Below are 23504 nucleotides of genomic sequence, written 5' to 3'. Positions count from 1 at the left end.
ATACACAAGAAGCTCTAATAAAGCAATATTTTTTATTCTGGCACTGCCAGCATGGCGATACACTCCCCTCATCCGACCGCAGTTTTGATGGTGGTCTCCATTTCACCCACTTGACCATTCGGAAAAACCCGCAGCCGTCTGAATTTGCTCAGACCCGTGCCCGCCGGAATGAGGTTACCCATGATGACATTCTCTTTCAAGCCCAGCAGCTTGTCGGTCTTTCCTTCGATGGAAGCCTCAGTGAGAACACGCGTTGTCTCCTGAAAAGACGCCGCGGAGATGAAACTGTCCGTGGTCAACGAGGCCTTGGTAATGCCGAGCAGCAAGGGTTGGAAAGTCGCCGGCTTTGCCGGGCGGAATTTGATCGGATCCTTACCGGCAGTCTTGAGCTTCTCATTCAAGCGATCCACTTCCGCTTGATCGAGCAACGCCTCGGCCACCAGTTTGGAATCACCGGGATCGGTAATCACCACCCGTTGTTTCATCAACTCGTTCTCTGCCAGAAAACGAATCTTGTCAACTTGGTCGCCTTCGAGGTAGGCGGTGTCGCCCGGGTCTTCGACTTTCACCTTCTGCAGCATCTGCCGCACGATGACTTCAATATGCTTGTCATTGATGCGAACACCTTGCAGGCGATACACTTCCTGGATCTCATTCACCAGGTATTCCTGCACTTTGTTCGGTCCCATGATGTTCAAAATATCCTGCGGTGCGATCGAGCCTTCCGACAGTTTCTCACCGGCTTGCACCCAGTCACCGTCGTGGACGAGAACATGCTTGCCGTACGGGATTTGATATACTTTCTCTTCCTTGCCGTCCCGCGAAGCAATGGTGATCTTGCGCACGCCGCGCCGAATTTCACCGAACTTGACCTGCCCGTCGATCTCGCTCACGATCGCCGGCTCTTTTGGCCGCCGCGCTTCAAACAGCTCCGCCACACGCGGCAAACCACCGGTAATGTCGCGCGTCTTGGCGATTTCGCGCGGAATCTTCACCAACACGTCGCCGGCCTTGACTTCCTGGCCGTCGTGCACCTGCAAATGCGAACGGGTCGGCAGGATGTAAGTGCTCAGCTTGCGGTCGCCATCCATGATATGAATCTGCGGGCTGAGATTCCGCAAACGCGTCTCAATGATGACCCGCTGCTTGAGGCCGGTCGTCTCATCAAGCTCCTCGCGCAACGTGATGTTCTCGCGGATATCCACAAACTTGACGACGCCGTCGTGGTTGGCGAGGATGCTGGCGGTGTAGGGATCCCACCGGAAGAGAATCTTGCCGCGCCGAACCGTCTCATCTTCCTTCACCAGCAGGTTGGCGCCGTAGGGAATGATGTAGTGCGCCACGGTGCGGTTGTTCTCATCGATAATCTTGAGTTTGCCATTCCGACCGACCGCGATGGTGGTGCCGTCGCCATGCAACACTGCCTTGAGATTCTCAAACTTCACAATGCCGTCATTCTTCGCGCTCAATTGCGATTGTGCGGCAATGCGAGAAGCGGTGCCACCGATGTGAAAGGTTCGCAGGGTCAACTGCGTGCCCGGTTCGCCGATGGATTGTGCCGCCATCACGCCCACGGCCTCGCCAATATCCACCATCTTGCCGGTGGCGAGGTTGCGGCCGTAGCAGCGCGCACACACGCCGCGCTCGGCTTCGCACGTCAGCACGGAACGAATCAACACCGTCTCCAGGCCAATGTTGGAAATCAGGTCGGCCCGGTCTTCATCGATGAGGTCGCCGGCGGCGCAAATGCTGTCGCCGGAATCCGGATTGTAGATGTCTTCCTGCGCGACGCGACCCAAGATGCGGTCACGCAGCGGCTCGATGACTTCTTCGCCTTCCTTCAAATCACCGATGCGCAGGCCGAGAATCGTGCCGCAATCATCCATCGAGATGATGACATCCTGCGCCACATCGACCAGGCGGCGGGTGAGATAGCCGGCGTCTGCGGTTTTCAACGCCGTGTCTGCCAGACCTTTGCGCGCGCCGTGCGTGGAGATGAAGTATTCCAACACCGACAGGCCTTCACGGAAATTCGCGGTGATGGGGTTCTCGATGATCTCTCCCATCTGGCCGGTCATCTTCTTCTGCGGCTTGGCCATCAAGCCACGCATGCCGGCGAGCTGCCGAATCTGCTCCTTCGAGCCACGCGCGCCGGAATCGGCCATCATGAAAATCGGATTGAAGCCCTGGCGGTCAGCCTGCAGCCGGTCGAACATCTTTTCCGCAACGTCACTGGTGGTGTGCGTCCAGATGTCGATAATCTGGTTATAGCGTTCGCCGTCGGTGATGACGCCCTTCTCATACTGATTCTGAATGGTGTGCACCTTCTTGAAGGCGTCATCAAGGAACTTGTTCTTCTCGTCCGGAATGATCACGTCTCTCACGCCCACCGTCACGCCCGAGAGCATCGCATAGAAGAACCCGAGCTGCTTGAGTTCATCCAGGAACATGGCGGTTTTGTAGTTGCCCAGCTGTTTGTAAACCTGGGAGGTCAGCTCCTCCAGGCGCTTCTTGGTGAGCAGCTCATTGACGAAGCCAACTTCGCGCGGCACGATGCGGTTGAGCAGCACGCGGCCCACCGTTGTCTCGATGATTTTGCCATCGATGCGAACCTTGATCTTCGCATGTAGCGCGATCTGGTTGGTATGATAGGCAATGTTGACTTCATCGACGCTGGCAAAAATTTTCCCTTCACCCGGCAGGCCGCTCTTTGCCTTGGTGAGATAATAGATGCCCAAGACGATGTCCTGGCTGGGAATCGCCAATGGCCGCCCGGATGCCGGCGACAGGATATTGTGGCTCGACAGCATCAGCAAACGTGTCTCGGTTTGGGCATAATAGCTCAACGGCACGTGCACTGCCATCTGGTCGCCGTCAAAGTCCGCATTGAAGGCCGCGCACACCAGCGGGTGAATCTGAATCGCCTTGCCTTCAATCAGATTTGGTTGAAACGCCTGGATGCCGAGGCGGTGCAGCGTGGGTGCCCGGTTGAGCAGGATGGGATGATCGTCGATGATCTCTTCCAGAATGTCCCACACACTGCCGTCGCGGCGATCGACCATCTTCTTTGCACTCTTCACCGTCTTGGCGATCGAACGTTCGACCAGCTTGCGGATGACGAAGGGCTTGAATAGCTCGAGTGCCATTTCCTTGGGCAGGCCGCACTCATGCAGGCGCAGCTCGGGACCGACGACGATCACCGAACGGCCGGAGTAGTCGATGCGCTTGCCGAGCAAGTTCTGGCGAAAACGCCCCTGCTTGCCGCGCAACATGTCCGAAAGCGACTTCAGCGGGCGGTTGCCGTCGCCGCGCACCGCCGCCGTCTTGCGGCCGTTATCAAACAGGGCATCGACCGCCTCTTGCAGCATGCGCTTCTCGTTGCGCAAAATCACTTCCGGCGCCTTGATCTCCATCAGCTTTTTCAGGCGATTGTTGCGGATGATGACGCGGCGATAAAGATCATTCAGGTCCGAAGTCGCAAACCGGCCGCCTTCCAAGGGCACCAACGGCCGGAGTTCCGGTGGAATCACGGGAATGACGGAGAGCACCATCCACTCCGGGCGATTGGTGCTGCGTTTGATCGCCTCGATCACTTTCAGGCGCTTCAGGGCTTCGGTTTTGCGTTGAAACGAGGTCTCCGTTTTGACCTGCTGGCGCAAATCCACAGAAAGCTGCGTCGGATCAGCGCGCTTGAGCAAATCCAGCACCGCTTCGCCGCCGATCTTGGCCAGGAAAGGTTCGGCGCCGGGCTCGCTGCTGCCGCTGTTCTCGCCCATTTCCGACATGATGCGGAAATAGTCGTCTTCGGTGATCAGCTCTTTGGGTTTGAGGCCGCTGCGACCAGGCTGGATGACGACGTAGGATTCATAATAGATGACTTTTTCCAGGTCCTTGCCGCTCATGCCCAGGATGTAGCCGATCTTCGAGGGCAGGGCCTTCCAGTACCAAATATGAACCACCGGCACCGCGAGCGTGATATGCCCCATGCGTTCACGGCGCACGGACTTGGTGGTCACCTCCACGCCGCAACGATCACAGACAATGCCTTTATAGCGAATGCGCTTGTATTTGCCGCAATGGCACTCCCAATCGCGCACCGGGCCGAAGATCTTTTCGCAGAACAAGCCGTCTTTCTCCGGCTTGAACGAACGATAGTTGATCGTCTCCGGCTTGGTTACTTCGCCATGCGAACGCTCGAGGATCTTGTCCGGCGAGGCGAGGCTGATGGCGATAGCATTAAAGCTGCGACGGGCGGCCGCATCCTGTTTCGGAAAGTAAGTCAAAACTCACCTCCACTGCATCAGAGAGGTTATTCCAAAAACATCCATTTTCACAAAGTCATACCGCACATCAAACCCGGTCAGTTGGACTTGCCGTTCTCGCCGTCATCGACAAGCTCAACGTCCAACCCCAGGCCCTGCAGTTCTCGAATGAGAACATTGAAAGATTCCGGCAAGCCAGGCTCGGGCAGATTGTCGCCTTTGACAATGGCTTCATAGACCTTGGAGCGGCCGCGCACGTCATCCGATTTCACCGTCAGGATTTCCTGCAGGGTGTAAGCAGCGCCATAAGCCTCCAAAGCCCAGACTTCCATTTCGCCAAAACGCTGGCCACCGAACTGCGCCTTGCCGCCCAGCGGCTGCTGGGTGATCAGAGAGTACGGGCCGATCGAACGGGCATGAATCTTGTCTTCCACCAAGTGGGAGAGCTTGAGCATGTAGATTTGGCCGACCGTGCCACGCTCATTGAAAGGCTCGCCGGTGCGGCCGTCATACAATTGCACCTTGCCGTCTTCGGGAATGCCGGCCGTCTTCATTTCTTCGATGACTTCATCTTCACTGGCGCCATCGAAAACCGGTGTGGCATACTTCAGTCCGAGTTTGGCCGCCGCCCAACCCAGGGTGGTTTCAAAAATCTGGCCCAGATTCATACGGGAGGGCACGCCCAGCGGATTGAGCACGATGTCAACCGGGGTCCCGTCTTCCAAGTGGGGCATGTCCTCGATCGGGACGATCTTGGCCACGACGCCCTTGTTGCCGTGACGGCCGGCCATCTTGTCGCCCACCATCAGCTTGCGTTTCTTGGCCACATAGACCTTGGCAAGCTGCACGATGCCGGGCGGCAGTTCATCGCCCACAATGATCTTGAGCTTGCGCCGCTCGTATTCCTCTTCCGTGTCCTGGACTTTGCGCTCATAAGCAGAGAACAGCGTCTCCACCAGTTCGTTGATGCGCTTCTTTTCGGTCCAGCCTTCGCCGCGGTCGAGTTTGTCAAAATCCAGCTCGGAGAGGCGCTCTTCGGTCAATTCGGTGCTGGCACGCACCACGACTTTGCCGTGCAGGTCGCGAATGGTCGCGGCCGTTTCGCCGGTGAGCAGATTGATGAGCTTCTCGTTGCGCAGTTGCTTGATGCGGCTCAATTCCCGCGTATGCCATTCTTCGATCTCGTCGACCTTCTTCTTCTCCTGGCGTTTCGACTTGGCATCCTTTTTCTTGCGCGAGAAGAGTTTGGTGTCGATGACGATTCCCTTCAGGCCAGGCGGCGCCTTGAGCGAAGCATCCTTGACATCGCCGGCTTTCTCGCCAAAAATGGCCTTCAGCAGCTTTTCTTCCGGAGTCGGATCGGTCTCGCCTTTGGGGGTGACTTTGCCGACGAGAATATCGCCCGCCACCACTTCCGCGCCCACGCGAATGATGCCGTTCTCGTCGAGATCTTTGGTGGATTCCTCGGAGACATTGGGGATTTCACGGGTCAGCTCCTCCTCGCCGCGCTTGGTGTCACGCACCTGCAGCTCGAATTCCTCGATATGCAGCGAGGTATAGATGTCCTTCTGAACCACGCGCTCGGAGATGACGATGGCATCTTCAAAATTGTATCCGCGCCAGGGCATGAACGCCACCAGCACGTTGCGGCCCAAGGCCAACTCGCCACCCTGGGTGGCGCAACCATCGGCCAGCACCTCGCCTTTCTTGACGCGATCGCCGACGCGCACGATGGGCCGTTGATTGATGCACGTGTCCTGGTTGGTCCGCATAAACTTGGTGCAGCGATAGCTGACCAGGTCGGATTCTTCAAAATTCAACAAGGCCTCGAGATCAGTCTTTTTGCCGCGGCCCGCCGAGGGATCTTTCCGGATGATGATTCTGTCCGTTTCGACGTGCTCGACGACGCCGTCATGCTCGGAAATGATCATGGCGCGCGAATCGCGGGCAACTTTGGCCTCGAAACCGGTGCCGACCAACGGCGCCTCCGGCACCAGCAATGGCACTGCCTGGCGCTGCATGTTGGAGCCCATCAGCGCGCGGTTGGCATCGTCGTGTTCGAGAAATGGAATGAGCGCCGCGGCCGCGGACACGATCTGGTTGGGCGACACGTCCATGTAGTGCACTTCTTCGGGCTGCACCACGGGAAACTCACCCTTGATGCGCGCCTTTACCCGGTTGTTGATGAAGTGTCCTTTGTTGTCGATCGGCGCATTGGCCTGGGCAATCACGTACTGGTCTTCATCATCGGCCGAGAGGTATTCGATTTCACTCGTCACGCGGCCGTTCTTGGCCCGGCGATACGGCGTCTCGATGAAGCCGAAATCATTGATGCGGGCAAACGTGGTCAGCGAGGAAATCAAACCGATGTTCGGTCCTTCCGGCGTTTCGATCGGGCACAGCCGGCCATAGTGGGTATAATGCACGTCGCGGACTTCGAAACCGGCACGCTCACGCGTCAAACCGCCGGGGCCGAGCGCCGAAAGACGCCGCTTGTGAGTCAATTCGGCAAGCGGGTTGGTTTGGTCCATGAACTGCGAGAGCTGGCTGGTGCCGAAGAAGGTGTTGATCACCGAAATGATCGTGCGCGCGTTCACCAGATCCTGCGGGGTGAGCTTTTCGCTGTCACGCAGGTTCATGCGCTCCTTGATCGTGCGCGCCATGCGGGACAAGCCGACGCTCATCTGCTGCGCGAGCTGCTCGCCCACCGTGCGGATGCGGCGATTGCCCAGATGGTCAATGTCGTCCGCAGTGCGATGGCCGTTGCGCATGTCGAGCAGGTATTTGATGATGGTCACGATGTCGGATTCGGTGAGCACCGTGGTCGACACCGGCGTCTCCAATCCCAGCTTCTTGTTCAGCCGGTAGCGGCCGACTTCACCGAGATCATAGCGCTTGGGGTTGAAGAACAGGCGATCCAGAAACTGCTTGGCGGTGTCCAAATCCGGCGGTTCACCGGAGCGCAATTGGCGATAGATCGCCTCGAGCGCCTCTTCTTGTGAGTGGGCGGCATCGCGGCGCAGAGTGTTCGAGATCACTTCCGGGCCGTAAGCGCTGTCGGAACGCAGGAGGCGCACGGTGGTGATCTTGGCCTTCTTCAAGCGATCAATCGCTTCTTCCGTCAACTCCGCGTCTTTTTCGAGCAGGATTTCGCCGGTCTCGCGATCGACGACGTCGTTGATCGACTGGCGGCCGAGGAACTGCTTGACCTTGGCGTCGGACAGTTTGACTTCGTCGATCAAGTCGAAAAGCTGCAGCACTTCCTTGTCGCTGGAATAGCCGATGGCGCGCAGCAACGTGGTGACCGGGAATTTCTTGCGCCGGTCGATATAGACGTACATCACATCGCTGATGTCGGTGAGGAATTCGACCCAGGAGCCGCGCAGCGGGATGATGCGCGCGGAGAAGAGCTTGGTGCCGTTGGGATGCTTCAATTCATCGAAGAATACGCCGGGGGAGCGATGAAGCTGGCTGACCACGATACGCTCGGCGCCGTTGATGATGAAGGTCCCGCGCGTGGTCATGAAGGGAATATTGCCCAAATAGACAATTTGTTCGGTGGTTTCACCGAACGTGCCGCTTTCTTCGTCCTTCACCGATAGCCGCAATTTGGACTTGAGCGGCACGGAATAGGTGACGCCCCGCTCCTGACATTCGTCCATGTCATACTTGGGCTTCTCGATGTAGTATTCCACGAAGTCCAAACAAAAATTTTCCCGACTGTCATAAATCGGGAAAATTCCTTTGAAGACTGCCTGCATTCCTTTGTTGTCGCGCTTGGAAGGCTCGACATCGAGCTGCAGGAATTCGTTGAACGACTTAAGCTGGATGTCCAGCAAATCCGGCAGATCGATCACGGTGCTCAATTTCGAGAATGAGCGCCGCTTTCCGTTGGTATTCTCCATGAAGCATGCACCTATAAACAGCAACCTCTTTCTTGGGGAAAGAGGGCTAAGTCAAATTCCGAAGGTTACTCGATGGCAGCGAGATTACTTGATCTCGACCGTGGCGCCCGCTTCTTCGAGTTGCGCTTTGATCTTCTGGGCTTCTTCTTTGTTGATGCCCTCTTTTAAAGTCTTGGGTGCGCTGTCCACCAGGTCTTTGGCTTCCTTCAAGCCGAGATTGGTCATCGTGCGCACGACTTTGATGACGTTGATCTTGTTGGCGCCGGCACTGGCCAACACCACGTCGAACTCCGTCTTCTCTTCCACGGCCGCTTGCGCCGGCATCGCACCGCCAGCCTGGGGCATCATGGCAACCGCAGGCGCTGCTGCGGACACGCCGAATCTCTCTTCGATGGCCTTGACCAAATTGGACAGTTCAAGAACACTCATGTTCTCGATCGCCTGGATGAAATCAGTGGTAGACACTACGTCCTCCTTACTTAACCTTACGGATAAATGAAAACCATCACTCATGTGCGATGCGCCGAGGCGCAAACGTTTTGCTGTTGGCCGGTCAGGGCGTGCCCGCCGTCTGCTGCTTCTGCTCGGCGACGGCGTTGAGGGCATAGGCCAGCTTGCGCACAATGCCCTGCAACGAACTGGCCAGGCCGGTGACGGGCGCATTCAAGCCGCCCAACAAGCGCGCCAGCAACTCGTTGCGGCTGGGCAGCTTGGAGATTTGTTCCGCGAGCTTGCCGTCATAGAACTGGCCTTCAAACACAAAGGCCCTGATGGTCGGCTTCTCGCTGTTTTTCAGAAAATCGAGCAACACCTTGGCAGGCGCGGCCGGGTCCCCCATGCCGAAGGCAATCGCGGTCGTGCCTTCGAGATGGGGCACAATGTCTTTCATCCCAACCTGAGTCGCCGCCAAGCGCGTCAACGTGTTCTTGCTGACGCGAAAATCGACGTTGGATTTGCGCAACTGACGGCGCAGCCGGGTGATCGCCTCGACGGTGAGACCCGAATAATCGGTGACAAAGACGCTTCTGGCCGCCGACAGCCTGGCGGCGAGATCGGTGACGACTTCCTGCTTTTCCGGCCGAATCGGTTTGGTTTCTGGCATGATCGTTTCCAAATCTAAACTTTATCTAAACTTTAAGATCGCCCATCACGGCATTGTTGTCGATCGCGATGCCCGGCCCCATCGTGCTCGACAGCGTGATGCTGCGCACATACTGGCCCTTCGATGACGCCGGCTTCAGGCGAATGACGGTTTCAATGAAGGTCCGCACGTTGTCGACAATCTGGGTTTCCGTGAAAGACGCCTTGCCGACATTCACATGAAGAATGCCGCTTTTGTCCACTCGGAATTCGATTTTGCCGGCTTTGACTTCTTTCACGGCTTGTCCGACCTCAAAGGTGACCGTGCCGCTCTTGGGGTTGGGCATGAGGCCGCGCGGCCCCAGCACCTTGCCGAGCTTGCCGACTTCGCCCATAACATCGGGCGTGGCAATGACGACATCGAATTCAAACCAGCCTTCATTGATCTTTTTGATATACTCTTCGAAACCGGCATAATCCGCACCGGCCTCGCGCGCCTCGGCCTCCTTGGCGGTTTTGCACAACACCAGCACACGCACCGTTTTGCCGGTGCCGTGCGGCAAGGACACCGTGCCGCGCACGACCTGGTCGGCGTGCCGGGGATCGACGCCCAGGCGCATTGCCACTTCAATTGTCTCGTTGAACTTGGCGGTCGCCGATTTCTTCAACAGAGCCACGGCCTCTTCCAGGGAGTACTCTTTGCCTGGATCAACCAGCTTGGCAAGCTCACGAAAGCGACGGCTATGTTTCATAATTCCTAACCCTGTCTGGGAGTATTTTGAGAGAGTGATGCGCTCGACTCACGCGATTTCAACACCCATGCTGCGCGCCGTACCCTGCACCATCCGCATGGCCGCCTCGATATCATTGGCATTCAAATCTTCCATCTTGGATTGCGCAATCTGACGAACCTGCTCCTTGCTCACCTTGCCGATCTTGTTGCGATTCGGCTCACCCGAGCCTTTGGCGGCGCCCATGGCCTTGAGCAGCAACACCGAGGCGGGCGGCGTTTTGAGCACGAACGTGAAGGAACGGTCGGAGTAAACTGTGATGATCACCGGGATCACCAGACCCTGCCGATCCGAGGTCTTGGCGTTGAACGCCTTGCAGAATTCCATGATATTGACGCCATGCTGGCCGAGCGCCGGGCCAACTGGCGGCGCGGGATTGGCCTGCCCACCGGGGATCTGCAGTTTGATTTCCTTGACGATTTTCTTTGCCATGCCTCAACTCTCCGACATCGTTATTTTTCTGACTCGATTTGCAGGAAATCCAGCTCAACAGGCGTGGACCGCCCAAAAATGCTGACCATCACTTTCGCCTTCTTCTTTTCCTCGTTTATTTCCTCGACAAAACCGGTGAAATCCAGAAACGGCCCGTCGGTCACGCGCACCGGATCGCCCACTTTGAAAGGAACAGAAACGATTTCCTTGGCGCGACTCTCTTGCACCCGCCCGAGGATGCGATCAATTTCATCCTGGCGGAGCGGCTGTGGCTTGTTTTTGGGGCCGACGAAATTGGTGATGCCGGGGGTGTTGAGAATCAGGTGCTGGGTGTCCTTGTCGAGCACCATCTCGACGAGCATGTAGCCCGGAAAGAATGTCTTGTTGCGGACGCGTTTTTTCCCCTCGCGCATCTCGGTGACTTCTTCGGACGGGATCAGCACCCCAGTAATGCGATCGGAAAGGCCCAAGGCGGCGGCTTCATTCTCCAAATAGGCCTTGACCTTCCGTTCATGTCCGGAGAGAACGTGAATCGCGTACCATCTTTTCGCCGAGGTCTCAGTACCTGAGGTCTCGGTATTCTTTTCAGAAGTTTCTTCCACGGGGATATATGGGAATTTGAAGTGTTCGATGACGCTAGCCGATCAACCGGTAAAGCTGTTGCACGCCCCAGGAGAGCACGCGATCAACCGCGCCTGTGATGACCGAAAAGAAGAGTGTAACCACCAACACCACGAGTGTGGAGTCTTTGAGATTCTCCCGGGTCGGCCAACTCACCTTGGTCATCTCGGTTTTGATTTCATCAAAGTAGGACTTCACCTTCTCGAGCAGCTTCTTCATAGTGCGGTCTCTTTGCTATTCGGGGCGATGGCATGGCCGATAGTTTCGGTCTACAGAAGCAGGCCTGGAGGGAATCGAACCCCCAGCCTCCGGTTTTGGAGACCGGCGCTCTAGCCAGTTGAGCTACAGGCCTACGCGGGAGCCGCGCTAGCGCGATTCCTTGTGACTCGTGTGCTTGTTACAGAAGCGGCAGAACTTCTTGAATTCGACGCGCGCCGTATGCGTCTTCTTGTTCTTCGTCATGGCATAATTGCGGCGCTTGCAGACACTGCATTCCAGGGCGATGTTCTCTCTCACGGCTCGTCACACCTTGTCTTTATATCCGAGACGGCTACAACACTGGCTTTGAGCTCACGACCGGGATTGAACCGGTGACCTCTTCCTTACCAAGGAAGTGCTCTACCGACTGAGCTACGTGAGCCTGTTCACTAAGAGCGGGAGACGGGACTTGAACCCGCGACCAACAGCTTGGAAGGCTGTGACTCTACCACCTGAGTTACTCCCGCCTGAGAGCATTTGGTTCGCCGTACCCGCAACCAGACCTCGCTGGCTGCTCTGCCTCCAACCAGCAAGTCATGCACAGACAACCAGAGAGTGGGGAGGGAAGGATTCGAACCTCCGAAGGCATAGCCAGCAGATTTACAGTCTGCCCCATTTGGCCACTCTGGAACCTCCCCTTGATCTCAAAACTGAGCGCTTCTTATGTCTCCACTCGAGCCACCAGCAGGAATCGAACCCGCGACTTCCTCATTACAAGTGAGGCGCTCTACCGTCTGAGCTATGGTGGCAACTTGGTGCCACTAACAGAGATGAGCACCCAAGAATCAGTCCTTTAAGCTCAGGCAAAATAAAACTCTACGACCCAGAAGTAGAATACAGTTTGATGTGCCTTGCCGCTGCATGGCACAAAATTTTTTATCTTCCAAACCCGTAGTTTTTGGACATAGACTCGCAATATATAAAAGTTATTGAATTTGTCAAGATATATTTTGCCCCGGAAGTCTGCAAATTGACCGCTCGATGGTCTTGGTAAGGAGCTTCGAGAACGGAAGCATGACCGAATAGTCTATGCCACCCTCCTGATTCGGGTGCGTCGCAAAAAATGCCTCCGCCAGCTCTGCCTTCAAGGTGCGGTGATTGCTACTGGGCCTCAAGCCACAATTATCATGAAAATCGCCTGCGTCGCGATCAGGATCGTTGCAGCAGCAAAATCGCGTACGATGCCAAGTTGATTTCACCGCACTGGCGTGCTCGAGTCACGTCAGCGGCAGCCCCGCCTGCACCACAGGGAGTGGCGGTGCTCATCATTTCGTGAAAGGCAGCAGTCCAATGTGTCTCCGATGCTGCGGCGCAGCACGGCGAAGTTCTCATACTCCTTTCGAGTGAAGCGAGTTGTTTTGGCACTGCCACGCCGAGCCGGCAGGCGCAACCATTCTTACCGCAAAAATCAATTGACATTGCCAACTATTTGGAATATTTTTTCGACCTGCTGAATAATCTCTTGAAATCATGATTGCGTGAGTACCTGCAGGCAGGGCACGGTACCACGCCCAAACCTCGCAGGAGCCATTTATGAAACTGACGAAGCAGCAACGTCAAATGATCATACGCGAATTGATTGTCTCCAATCATATCTCCAGCCAGGATGAACTGAGCCGAATGTTGCGGCGCCAGCGCGTAGAAGTCACTCAAGCCACGCTCTCGCGCGACTTGCGCGAAATGCGCATCGCGCGCATGCCGGAAGACAACGGCGTGCGCTACGTCCTGCCGGAAGTCGCGGAAGGCAAAAAGCTGCGCCGCGTCGTGCAGGAGGAGATCGTGCAGATTCAAGGCAATGAATGCGCGATTCTGATCAAAACCTTGCCCGGCCGGGCGCCCGGTGTGGGCGTGTTCATCGATCATCTCAGACACCCGGAGATCCTCGGCACCGTGGCCGGCAACGATACTCTGCTCGTTGTTCCGGCAGGCATGAGCAAGACCCAGGCAGTGATCGACTTCCTGCGCAACCTGGGCGCCAGTGATCAGAAAGCCGAGGCTAACAACCAACCGGCCTCATAGGACGCCGGGCCTTGCTTTCGCCCGCCTCGTTTCACTTCCCTTCTTTGCGTCGGTACTGACTCCCGACCGGTTGTGCCAGCAACCGGCAGGAGCAGTGGCGCAGTATTTCCTCCCCATTCCTCCCAAGCCGCCGGCTTAACCAAAGTGGAGGCAGCCTGCCAGATTTTTTTCCGCGAATCCCTCCCCTAAAATCTATATAGAAACAATGTAATGATTGCATACCACAAGGATATGATGCCTCAACAAACAGGTCACCGCGAGAAGTGGCTTTGCCCCTACCCCCACGAGGTGGCGCCAGTTCTTGGGGAATTCCAGCCCGCGGTCAACGGGGCGATTGAAACAGACAACGGCCTCAGCGAAGTCTGTTTCGATCCGCATTGCCTGCAGCCCATTCTGCGCTGCACGGGCTGTGGTGCCACCAATCGCACCGTCGCGCGGTTTTGCCGGCATTGTGGCCAGCACCTCTCATATGAAGAAAGCCTTCAGCACATGCTGGCGCAGCGCGACTTCACGCAACAGTCTCAGGCCAGCAGCCTCCGGCAGACAACCCTGCCCAACATTGCCGCCGGCAGCATCACGGCCATGGCGACCGGCTGGGGCTATCTGACCTTTGCCGCGGCAAACTGGGGGATTGGCTTGATGGCGAATGCTTCCTTAAATCCACCGCGTCTCATGAGCCGCTTTCGCAGCCAGGAAGGCGGTCTGGTTACCCAATTCCAGCCGGTCTCGCACCCACAGTGGCTGCCCGGCTTTTTTGCCTTGGGCCGGCGAGTGATTTTTCACCTGACCCTCGCCCCGCATCCCAGTTGCCGCTGCCTATTCCGCTTGACGGACAAGGCCTGGCAAATTCATGAGGCGGTGATTTGCGGCACGCGGGTCGTCATTCGCCTCTATGATCGCCTCGCCGCGCGCTGGCGCTGGCTCTCGATTGACGGTTCTTCACGACAGGTGACCACGTTGCCCTGGCAACATTTCGGGCCGGCGAGCCGTGCCATCAAACTCAGTGCTGATAATGAGATTCTCTATCACACCGCCCAGGAAGCGGTCCGGCTCAACCTCGACACCGGTCAGGAAAGCCACTCGCTGGCACCGGGAACTGGTCTTGATGTATCGGTGCCGCCGCTGCGCCATCCCCGCACCGGCCAAATCTTCCTGCTCGGACGCGATGATATCATCTATTGCCTCGATCCTGCCAACATCAATCTCGGCGTGGTCCCATTTGCGACCGGCTTGCGGGAAGCATCTCATCTGCTCTGGAACACGGCGGGCGATGCACTTCTCGAACTGGGCCACGGTGAACTGGCAGCCTTTGAGGCCAGGACCGGAATTGAAACCTGGCGTTTGCGCCGGGAGTCTGCCCCCGATTTTGCTGTGAATTTCGCCTCCCCGCAAAGGTGGGGAGATCACCTCATCGTCGTTGTGCGCAGCGCAGGCGGGGCTGGCGAACGCCTCGGGTTGCTGGCCCTGATCCCTCCCGGGCGGCTACTGCCCCTGTCGGAGCGTGCCGCGCTCTCGCCGGCGCCGGTCTGCAGCCCCTCCGGCTTGATCGCTGTGTTAAAGCCCGAGGCCGCCGCCTCTCGGCAGTCGGCGGCATTCTTGCAATTCAACTTCTAGCCCTTTCTCGATATCCATCGACGTGCTTTGTCCAAATTGCAAAACATGGGAAATCTCGCCTGGCGCAGCCACGGACAGATTCTGCCCCTGGTGCGGTTGTCTCCTCTATCAGGTTGAATGCAGCGGTTCGCCTGATCTCGTCTACTTTCTGCCGCCAGACGGCGGCCAGCCCGCGATCAGTTTGTTGATCAAGAACAATGGCCGGCTGCCAGTCACGGTCGTGGAGGTGGTTACCGAGCCGGCAGGATTTGCCCATTTCCCGCGCCTACATTCGCCTCAGCCAGTCGAGGAGGCCGCCGCGAAGGCCGGCAAGCCCGCACTCTTGCTGCAGCCCGGCGAGGTGCGCGAATTGCCCGGCAAGATCACAGCCGCAGCATTGCAAGCCCTCATACCTCAGCCGGAAGCCAAGCCTCCTGACGCCAACGGCGCCGTCGACCACAATCAATCACCATTCGACTCTGCGCTCGCTCCGGTTGCGGACGGCACGCTCCAGCCCGGCCTTCGAATCAGTTGCCGTCTCCTCACCAGCCCGGCTTTGGATCTCCCGGCTTGTGAATTCGAAGTCTTGCCGCTGCCGGAATTCGAATTGTTGACACCAACGCTGCAGTTGTTCGACCGGCCTCCGGCTAATTCCCCGACCTTGCGCTGCAGTTCCGGTGGCCGCATTCGCCTGCGACGCGGCAAAGCTGCCATTCGCGATTTGGCCTGTGATCTTCCCGCGGTCAAACTCGTGCCCGATGGCCCTCATCCTCTGCCGGGGCAGCTCGAAGCCGGCCAGGGCAACGGCTCGCTCTCCTTTCAAGTGGAAGTCACACGAGAATTCATTGCACCCTACCTGCGAACCGGCCAACCCATTTTGGCGGCATTGAAGCTGGTCTGCAGCAATCCACCCGGCACCTTCGCGCCGTTCAATTCACCCTTGCGCATTCTGCCGCATCCGGTTCCGCGTCTGGAGTTTCCCGGACTCGTGCGTCAGTGGGTCGAGGAACGGTTGCAGCTCAAAACGTGGGGCCTGGCCGGTCGCAGCCGCCGGCTCTCGCTGCAAGTTCGCAACGCCAGCACGTTGCCGATTGATATCATCGCGGTCACCCCCGCTGAGTCGCTCGCAGCGGCCGTGTTGCTGCAACGCCCCACTGCGCCCGTGCGGCTCATGCCCAAACAAATCGAGACGATTCACTTTCTCCTTTCTCCGGGAGCTTCGCATACCGCCACGACGCTTGCCGGTGAAATGACCTTTCGCTTTCGGGCCGGCAATGAAGCTACCTACCTCACCCGGCTGCCGCTGCAAATCGAGGTGCGCGTGCCGCAACCCTATCGCGGCGTCGCTGCGCTCGATTTCGGCACCAGTCACACCTGCCTGGCCGTGGCGGAACGCGACGATCAGCCCGCTTCTTTGCCGCGCTTGCTGCGGGTTGAAAACGAAGCCTTCGTGCCAACGGTGATTCTCTATCATGGCGTTGATCAGGAGGGCGAACGGCGCTATGACATCGGCCAGGCCGCGCTGGCGGCCAGCAGCGGCGTCGAGGCGATCATGCAAGTCATTCACGACGTCAAGAAACACCTGGGCGTCGAAACCGATCGTGAGATCGTTTTGCGCGAATCCGGTGCCACCGCCATGATTCCGGCGCACACCATCGTCGTCGATTTCCTCCGACGCTTCATCTACGAAGCCGAGCACGATCTCGCCGAAGAGCTCTATCGCCGCCAGCCGCGCACCGGCGAGGCATTGGATTTCGGCGCGTGCCTGCTGCAGAACATGCTGGTGGCCCATCCCACGACTTTCACGCCGGCCCAGAAAAACGCCCTGCGCCAAGCCCTGGCTCTCGCCGGCGTCATGCTTTCCGATGATTCCTGGTTGCAGCCTGCGCCGGTGATTGCGGGATTTGAAGGTTTGACCGCGCGCGTGCCGCACTGGCGAAGCGAAACCGATTCTTCCGTCTCCACCATGCAGCGGCATCACGTTTTGACCTATGACCTGGGCGCGGGCGCAACCAACATGGCCCTCACCTGTTTGGAATTATATCCCGAAGCCGAACGCAGCCTGGTGGCCAGTTCCACCATCAAAATGAACCTGAAGGTTGTGAGCGTCGCAGGCGATGAAACCTTCGGCGGCGATACCATCACCGTTGCCCTGGCGAAGCATTTAATGGAACAAGCCGTGGCGCAACTCGAAGAGCGGTTGCCGGCGCCGGTAGTTGTGCCGCTCTGGAACCGGTCATTCGAGTTGCCCCAGATGAAACTCGAGAAGGTCGGTTATCTGAACTGGCGGCGACTGCTGCGCCACGCCGAACAACTCAAATGCGGGCTGGCTGAGCTCGCTTCCGAGCAAAGCTGCGCGCTCAGGCACGTGACTCTGCAAGTCGTCTCCGATGGCAAAATGAGAGCGGCCACGGTTTCCAATATCGAAGTCAACAATGAGCTGCTGGAAAATCTGGTGGCCGCCAGCCTGGAAATGCACGTACTGCAGTTGCGGCAGTTGGTGCACAAGGCGGGATTGGACAGCCCGGACATTCTGCGGCTCACCGGCAAGAGCACCCTGCTCTCCTTCGTGCGCTCGCGCATGGCAAGGGTCTTTGATTCGGAGCTCTGCAAAGTCGTCTACAGCCTGGACGGCAAGCCGGCCAAGTCATTGCTGCCCATCAACGGCCTGAAATCCACGGCGGCGGTGGGCGGCGCGTTCTACCTGCGCCATCTCAGCATGGGCGGCTGGGTTGTTGCCGGCAGGGAGCCGGAGCCCCGCCGCGCCGGCGTGCGTCTAGGGCTGGGCTTGCGCGCCGGGCAGGAGCTGCGTTTTTGGGAAGTCATCGGCAAACAAGATCTGCTCGGCACGGAGTACATCGTACGCGCTTTCGGCCTCACGCGGGATACGATCATCAGTTTCTATGCCAGTGAAAAAGAAGGCCCGTTGCGCCTGCCGGAGGAGGCCAGACTGCTGGCCTCCACCCGGCTCGATTTCAATCCGCCGCTGCCCGGTGATCTGCGCGACCAGGAGCTGCTCCAACTCGTCTGCACGGGCAAGCTGCGCTTGAAATTGACCACCAATCACGAGCTTCACGTCATGCTGCAAGCCCGCGGCCGCGAGCACGTGATCTACCTCCGACTCTGACCGACCGGCACCGCCGGTCTCGCCCATGAATCATCGTCTGTTCAGGAGTTGCTATGATGATTGCCAGGATTGCACATTTGTGTTGGATTTCGCTGCTCGCCTTGCTCGACGGCAGCAGCGCGCCCGCTTTGGAAGCCGGCCGTCTCGTGCTCACGCCCGGTCAAACACTGCAAGTGCCCGCCATGAGCACAGCCAGCGACAGCGTCGAAGTCCACTTCACCCTGGCAGTGGCGGATTCCTTCAAGCTGCAACGTCACCGCTGCCGGTTGCAGGGCAGCAGCGGTTTCGTATTGCGCACCGCGCCAACTTACCAGTGGGCGCTGCAAGACTCCGCGCTCATCATCCTGTCGGAGCTCGATCTGACTCTGCGCGCTGCGGCGGACTCCAGCGGATCCTTCCATCTGCGCTTTGATTTTGTCAATCTCGAACAGCCGCAGCGGCCGCCCGCCACCGCAATGCTCATCATCGGCAAGCCGGAAGCACTCCGCGAAACGGCAAACGCCGCTCCGCTTGATTCACTGACCATTGCGGCCGCTGATAGTGACTCGGTGGCCGCCAGCCTGGCCAAAATCGCTGCCGAAGAGGAACCGACTGCCACCCAGGGCAAGGTGCTGCTTTGGGTGTTGATCGCCGTGGTCGTAGTCGGTGTATTGCTGATGGTCGTGCTCAGCATTCTCAGCAGCAGCAAGAGCCGGCAATTCTCGGAGCAGACTTCCTCCAGCAAGCGCGTCACGCGTGAGCCTGCCGCCGTGCGTTCCAAATCCACCATGGCCACGACGCCACTGGCGGGCACGCCCGGCCCAACCCGGGTTGCTGCTCCGGCAGCACGCAGCGCGCGCCCGGCAACCGTCGCACCTGGCACGGCAGACGATCTTCCTCTGCCGGCCAATCGCCTTGCTTTTCTCTACAAAGAAGCCGAACCCAAAGCCGAAGCCCCGGTAACAGAAACCGCAACCACGCCGGACATGGTCGCCAAGCTGCGGGCGGTGGCCGAAGCCACGCAAAAAGCCCTCGCGGCGCAACATGAAATGCTCGAAAGTCTGGCCAAGCAAGCCGACCCGGAAAATGGCGCTGCCGCCGGCGCCGCTGCTGACGCTGCCAGCAGCGCTGAGTCTGCGGCGGCGGCGCCGGCAAGACGTTGGGATCTCGCCGGTGAGCCGAAGATCCGCGCCGCCAGCCTTGATGAAATCGTCGAAGCAATCGATGGCGTGGTCGCGGCCAGCAGTACCAAGCCGCTGCTCGCCCCTCCGAGCGTCACTGCGCTCAAGCTCGACTCGTTGCGGCGCACCGCCGAGGGCCTGCAACACCTCGCCCGCGCCTGCCGCGAAGCTGGTGTGCCCGTCGAAGCCGGCGCCGCTGAGACCCTGCACCGTCACACCGTCGATCTGGCGATCAGCTATGAAACCTGGATCAATGACCACGCCCTGAAGCTGTCGCTCAACCTTCCCACGCCCGGCAAAGACAGCGGCGAAACGCGCCGTGAAATTCTCGACTCCCTGCTCGACAGCCTCTACGAGACCCGCAAGATCGCGGTGCAAGGTCCGATCTATTTCGACCGCCGCATCGCGCAACTCATGGACGAAGACCTGCCCAAGCTGCGCGCTCAAATCGAAGCCTTGGATCAACCTGCCCTCAATCAGCTTTGGCAACAGCTTTTTTGAGAGAAAGACGCCATGGCGGCCACGCCGCACCTCCGGCCCTTTTGAAGAGAGCCATGAAGCCTGCTTCATGGCTTTTTCTTTTTGCAGGCTGGGCGGCCGGTATTTGACTTTGTGCCGGGAAAAGCTATATTCATGCGCAATCCGGCAAGTTCAAAGCACATGATCTCTATCCGCAAAATCGCATGCTCTCCTGGCGCAACATTCCTCCTGTGGCCGCCGCCGTGATGCTGCTGGCGCAGCCGGCCTTCAGCCGCCAATCGGATTCACCGTCACCATTGGTTGCGGTGACGCGCTGGCAATATCATCCCAACCGGTTGGGCGCGGAAGCGCATCTGCAGGGCGGCGCGATGACAGCCGCCGCCGGCAATCCGGCCGCGATGGTGATCAATCCCGCCAGCCTGGCCTCCATGCCGGATCGGCTTTCGCTTTTTGTTGAAGCAGGTTGGGCCTCACGCACCGACTTCTTTCGTTTTTTGAATATCAATATTGCCTCGCAGTTTCAGCCGGTGCAGTATGCCGGTGTGGCTTGGCGACCGCTGCCCCAGCTTGCCCTGGGCGTGTCTTATCATCGCCCCACCAACTACGATCTCGATTTGGGAGAAATTCAATTGCGTTCGGCGTTCCAGCCGGCAGGAACAAACGCAGTCGCGACCACGAAATTGCGGCGGCAGGAACATGCCCTCGGCGTGGCGCTGGCAACGTCGGTGAATGGGCGGTTTCACTTCGGGGGCAGCGTGCAATGGCGCCGCGCCAGCATGACCGATGAAATTCCGCAAGCTTGGGCCGAGGGCAGCGATTCCGCTTGGCGCTTGGCCGTGGGTGCGCTGTGGCACTATCGCGACTGGCAGTTCGGCCTGGCCGCGCAGTCACATTACCAGGCCACCAACGTATTGACGATGCGATCGCCGGCGCAAATTACCGAACGTTTTTTGCACGAGGAACCGGCGACCTTCCGCCTGGGCTTGATGACGCCGCCTTTGTTTCAACGCCTGCGCCTGAGCGCGGATGCTGAATTCAAAGATTTCAAGGCGAACCTCCCGATCGAAAAATGGCAGTTCTATGGCGGCGGCACGCTCAGCCTGTCACGCCAGGTGGAGGTGGGCTGCGGCGCCTTCACTTTTCTCAAAGACTACTCCGCCTTCGTTGATGGTCCGGAATCTGAGATCTTTTTGACCGGCGGCGCGCGCGTGCAACTCGGCCGCTTTCGCCTCACTGCCAGCTTTCTCGATGGCGATCTGCTCAACCAAAATTTCGCCGGCCAGCGCGGCGTGAATCTCGCGCTGGGCTATGCCATGCCCTGAAGCCGCCGCTTGGCCTTTCACTTCAACCACGGAGGAAGTTAATGCCCAGTTCACATGCGCGGTGGCAGCCAGTCATCAACCTGCTCGTGTTGCTGTTCGTGTGCGCCGGACCGGCGCTGGCGCAACGCACGCTCATTCACGCCGGTACGCTGCTGGATGGCATCTCCGAGCAACCGCTGAGCAATATCACCCTCGTCATCACTGCGGGCCACCTCCGCGCATTGGAAAAAGGCTTCCTCCCCGCGCAAGGCAACGATACCGTCATCGATCTCAAGGATAAATTCGTGCTGCCCGGCTTGATGGATATGCACACACATCTTGCCGGACAAACCGAAAAAGGCGGCTACCTCAAGCGCTTCCAACTCTATCCCGCCGATCAAGCGCTGGCAGCAACGCCCTATTTGAAACAGACTCTGCTGGCGGGTTTCACGACCGTGCGCGATTTGGGTGCCGGCGAAGGCGTCGATCTGGCGCTGCGCGATGCAGTCAATCGCGGTGATCTCATCGGTCCGCGCATGCTGGTGGCCGGCAAGAGCCTGGCAGTGATGGGCGGCCATGCCGATCCCACCAACGGCTATCGTGAAGACCTTCTCGGCGTGCCGGGCATCGAGCAGGGCGTGATCAATGGCGTGGCGGGCGGCCGCCAGGCGGCATTGTTGGTGATCAAGCGCGGCGCGGATTGGGTCAAGATCACTGCCACCGCCGGCGTGCTGTCGCTCTCCGGCAACGCCGACAATCCGCAATTCACCGAAGAGGAGATTCGCGCGATTGTGCAAACCGCGGCGGATTTCGGCCGCAAGGTGGCCGCGCATGCCCACGGCGCCGAGGGCGCCAAGCGTGCGATCCGCGCCGGCGTGGCTTCCATCGAACACGGCACCTATCTTGATGACGAAGCATTGGCGCTGATGAAACAGCACGGCACCTACTTGGTGCCGACCATCACCGCGGGAAAATCCGTCGCCGATTCCGCGCAAATCGAGGGCTACTACAGTGCCGTGGTCGTGCCCAAGGCGCTGGCGGTGGGCCCGGTGATTCAGCAGACTTTTGCCAAAGCCTGGAAAGCAGGGGTGCCGATTGCGTTCGGCACCGATGCCGGTGTGTTCCGCCACGGCCGCAATGCCGTCGAGTTCCAATACATGGTGGAAGCCGGCATGCCGCCGATGGCGGCGATCAAATCCGCCACCTATCATGCCGCCAAACTGCTCGGCCGCCTCGATGATCTCGGCACGCTCGAAGCCGGCAAAATCGCGGACGTGATTGCGGTCGCGGCGAATCCGTTGCAGGACATCAAAGCCTTGCAGCATGTTGTCTTTGTGATGAAAGAGGGCGTGGTTTACAAAAACGACTGAGCGCCGCATGCCTGCGGTGCCTGAGCGGAGGGCGGGCACGGCAAGTTGGAGAGTCTCTTCCATGGATTACCAATTTCTGCTCCTTGAAAAGCACAACGGCGCCGGCATTCTGCGCTTGAACCGGCCGGCGCGGCTGAACGCCTTCGAAGCCAGGATGGTGCAGGAAATTCCAGTGGCGCTGCGCGAGCTGCTGGAGGATGACAACGTCGCCGTGGTGATATTGACCGGCAACGGCCGCGGCTTTTGCGCCGGCGCGGAGGTCAACTACCTGGAACAACTCGCCGCCGCCAAAGACATCGATCAGGGCCGCGTGCTGGTGATGACCGGCAGCGAAGCCGTGGAAATGATTCACGCGGCAGAGAAACCGGTCATCGCCGCGATCAACGGCGCCGCCGCGGGTGGCGGCGCGAGCCTGGCCCTGGCTTGTGATCTGCGCTTGATGGCTGCGGGCGCCCGCCTCGGGTTTCCGTTCATTCGACTCGGTCTGCATCCGGATCTCGGCTGCACCTATTTCTTGCCGCGCCTGGTGGGAACCGCCAAGGCCGCAGAGCTGCTCATGTCCGGCGAGATGATTGCCGCCGAAGAAGCATTGCGATTGGGAATCGTGAATCAGGTTTTGCCGGACGAAGAACTGCTGCCCGCGGCGTTGCGGCTGGCGCAGTCGCTTGCCGGGAAATCCCGGCTGGTGCTGCGCTTGCTCAAGAAGGGCCTGGCGCAAACCCTCGGGCAATCGCTCGAGGCCATGCTCAAGTATGAGATCTACGCGCAGGGTTTGTGTTTTGAATCCGCTGAAGCCGCGCAGGCGATTGCAGGATTTCTGGCTGCGCGGAAATGACATCCCGCAGTGATCTTTTGAAGAATTGGTGTCTGTCCGGAAAGGAAAAAACCGTCCGGGCGATGATGTTTTTGGACGGACACGAATTAGGCATAGCTCCTCGTGCGTCACAAGATTCGCCCGTATGCCATGGCCCAATGAAGGCTCACACATGGCAGAGCAACAACGCACTGAGAATTTGATGGACGGAAACGGCGGAATCTTATCGAATTGTTGGGTTCCGGCTGATCCGAGGTCGGAACATCTTTAGACAAGCACTATCTGATGTTC

At 58.7% G+C, this 23504-nt stretch carries 16 protein-coding genes and 5 tRNA genes; 7 read left to right on the top strand and 14 right to left on the bottom strand.

Annotation, left to right across the window (positions count from 1 at the left end):
- Positions 1 to 68: 68 nt before the first annotated feature.
- From rpoC to L6R21_09260, 14 genes are all read right to left on the bottom strand, one after another.
- Entirely contained in the window at positions 69 to 4283 is a 4215-nt protein-coding gene (gene rpoC, locus L6R21_09325; GenBank protein MCK6559387.1) for a DNA-directed RNA polymerase subunit beta', read from the bottom strand.
- 77 nt (positions 4284 to 4360) lie between these two features.
- Positions 4361 to 8167, bottom strand: coding sequence for a DNA-directed RNA polymerase subunit beta (rpoB, locus tag L6R21_09320; protein ID MCK6559386.1), 3807 nt, complete (start codon positions 8165 to 8167; stop codon positions 4361 to 4363).
- Between the two features lie 84 nt (positions 8168 to 8251).
- Positions 8252 to 8596: a 50S ribosomal protein L7/L12 gene (rplL, locus tag L6R21_09315; protein ID MCK6559385.1), complete on the bottom strand. Its 345-nt coding sequence runs from the start codon at positions 8594 to 8596 to the stop codon at positions 8252 to 8254.
- 124 nt (positions 8597 to 8720) lie between these two features.
- The gene (gene rplJ, locus L6R21_09310) at positions 8721 to 9269 is read right to left on the bottom strand and encodes a 50S ribosomal protein L10 (protein MCK6559384.1); all 549 of its coding nucleotides are present in this window, start codon (positions 9267 to 9269) and stop codon (positions 8721 to 8723) included.
- Positions 9270 to 9294: 25 nt separating this feature from the next.
- A complete protein-coding gene (gene rplA / locus L6R21_09305; protein ID MCK6559383.1) occupies positions 9295 to 10002 on the bottom strand; it encodes a 50S ribosomal protein L1 in 708 nt (235 codons plus the stop codon).
- A gap of 45 nt (positions 10003 to 10047) precedes the next feature.
- Complete coding sequence (gene rplK, locus L6R21_09300) at positions 10048 to 10470, bottom strand: 50S ribosomal protein L11 (GenBank protein MCK6559382.1); 423 nt, start codon at positions 10468 to 10470, stop codon at positions 10048 to 10050.
- 20 nt (positions 10471 to 10490) lie between these two features.
- Positions 10491 to 11072 carry a transcription termination/antitermination protein NusG gene (nusG, locus tag L6R21_09295; protein ID MCK6559381.1) on the bottom strand — a complete coding sequence of 194 codons (582 nt, stop codon included), beginning with the start codon at positions 11070 to 11072 and terminating at the stop codon, positions 10491 to 10493.
- 34 nt (positions 11073 to 11106) lie between these two features.
- Positions 11107 to 11310 (bottom strand): preprotein translocase subunit SecE, encoded by a 204-nt coding sequence (gene secE, locus L6R21_09290; GenBank protein ID MCK6559380.1) that lies wholly within the window; start codon positions 11308 to 11310, stop codon positions 11107 to 11109.
- Positions 11311 to 11369: 59 nt separating this feature from the next.
- Positions 11370 to 11443: transfer RNA gene (locus L6R21_09285), tRNA-Trp, on the bottom strand.
- 14 nt (positions 11444 to 11457) lie between these two features.
- Positions 11458 to 11607 carry a 50S ribosomal protein L33 gene (gene rpmG / locus L6R21_09280; protein ID MCK6559379.1) on the bottom strand — a complete coding sequence of 50 codons (150 nt, stop codon included), beginning with the start codon at positions 11605 to 11607 and terminating at the stop codon, positions 11458 to 11460.
- A gap of 51 nt (positions 11608 to 11658) precedes the next feature.
- Positions 11659 to 11731 (bottom strand) — tRNA-Thr (locus L6R21_09275).
- Between the two features lie 12 nt (positions 11732 to 11743).
- Positions 11744 to 11816 (bottom strand) — tRNA-Gly (locus L6R21_09270).
- 89 nt (positions 11817 to 11905) lie between these two features.
- Positions 11906 to 11987: transfer RNA gene (locus tag L6R21_09265), tRNA-Tyr, on the bottom strand.
- 38 nt (positions 11988 to 12025) lie between these two features.
- Positions 12026 to 12098 (bottom strand) — tRNA-Thr (locus L6R21_09260).
- A gap of 784 nt (positions 12099 to 12882) precedes the next feature.
- Here L6R21_09260 and L6R21_09255 point away from each other — a divergent pair.
- The 7 genes from L6R21_09255 to L6R21_09225 all read left to right on the top strand — a co-directional run bounded on the left by L6R21_09255 (position 12883) and on the right by L6R21_09225 (position 23234).
- A complete protein-coding gene (locus L6R21_09255) occupies positions 12883 to 13368 on the top strand; it encodes an arginine repressor (protein ID MCK6559378.1) in 486 nt (161 codons plus the stop codon).
- A 489-nt stretch (positions 13369 to 13857) separates the two neighbouring features.
- Positions 13858 to 14982 (top strand): hypothetical protein, encoded by a 1125-nt coding sequence (locus L6R21_09250; protein MCK6559377.1) that lies wholly within the window; start codon positions 13858 to 13860, stop codon positions 14980 to 14982.
- A 184-nt stretch (positions 14983 to 15166) separates the two neighbouring features.
- The gene (locus tag L6R21_09245) at positions 15167 to 18088 is read left to right on the top strand and encodes a hypothetical protein (GenBank protein ID MCK6559376.1); all 2922 of its coding nucleotides are present in this window, start codon (positions 15167 to 15169) and stop codon (positions 18086 to 18088) included.
- Between the two features lie 53 nt (positions 18089 to 18141).
- Positions 18142 to 19749: a hypothetical protein gene (locus tag L6R21_09240; protein MCK6559375.1), complete on the top strand. Its 1608-nt coding sequence runs from the start codon at positions 18142 to 18144 to the stop codon at positions 19747 to 19749.
- 182 nt (positions 19750 to 19931) lie between these two features.
- Positions 19932 to 21050, top strand: a complete 1119-nt coding sequence (locus tag L6R21_09235; protein MCK6559374.1) for a hypothetical protein — start codon at positions 19932 to 19934, stop codon at positions 21048 to 21050.
- A gap of 41 nt (positions 21051 to 21091) precedes the next feature.
- Entirely contained in the window at positions 21092 to 22399 is a 1308-nt protein-coding gene (locus tag L6R21_09230; protein ID MCK6559373.1) for an amidohydrolase family protein, read from the top strand.
- A 61-nt stretch (positions 22400 to 22460) separates the two neighbouring features.
- Positions 22461 to 23234 (top strand): enoyl-CoA hydratase-related protein, encoded by a 774-nt coding sequence (locus L6R21_09225; GenBank protein MCK6559372.1) that lies wholly within the window; start codon positions 22461 to 22463, stop codon positions 23232 to 23234.
- The last annotated feature ends 270 nt before the right edge of the window (positions 23235 to 23504 follow it).

The organism is bacterium (assembly GCA_023150945.1).
GTDB lineage: Bacteria > Zhuqueibacterota > Zhuqueibacteria > Zhuqueibacterales > Zhuqueibacteraceae > Coneutiohabitans.
The sequence above is the reverse complement of the archived record's forward strand: the minus strand, read 5'-3'. Positions and strand labels throughout refer to the sequence as shown.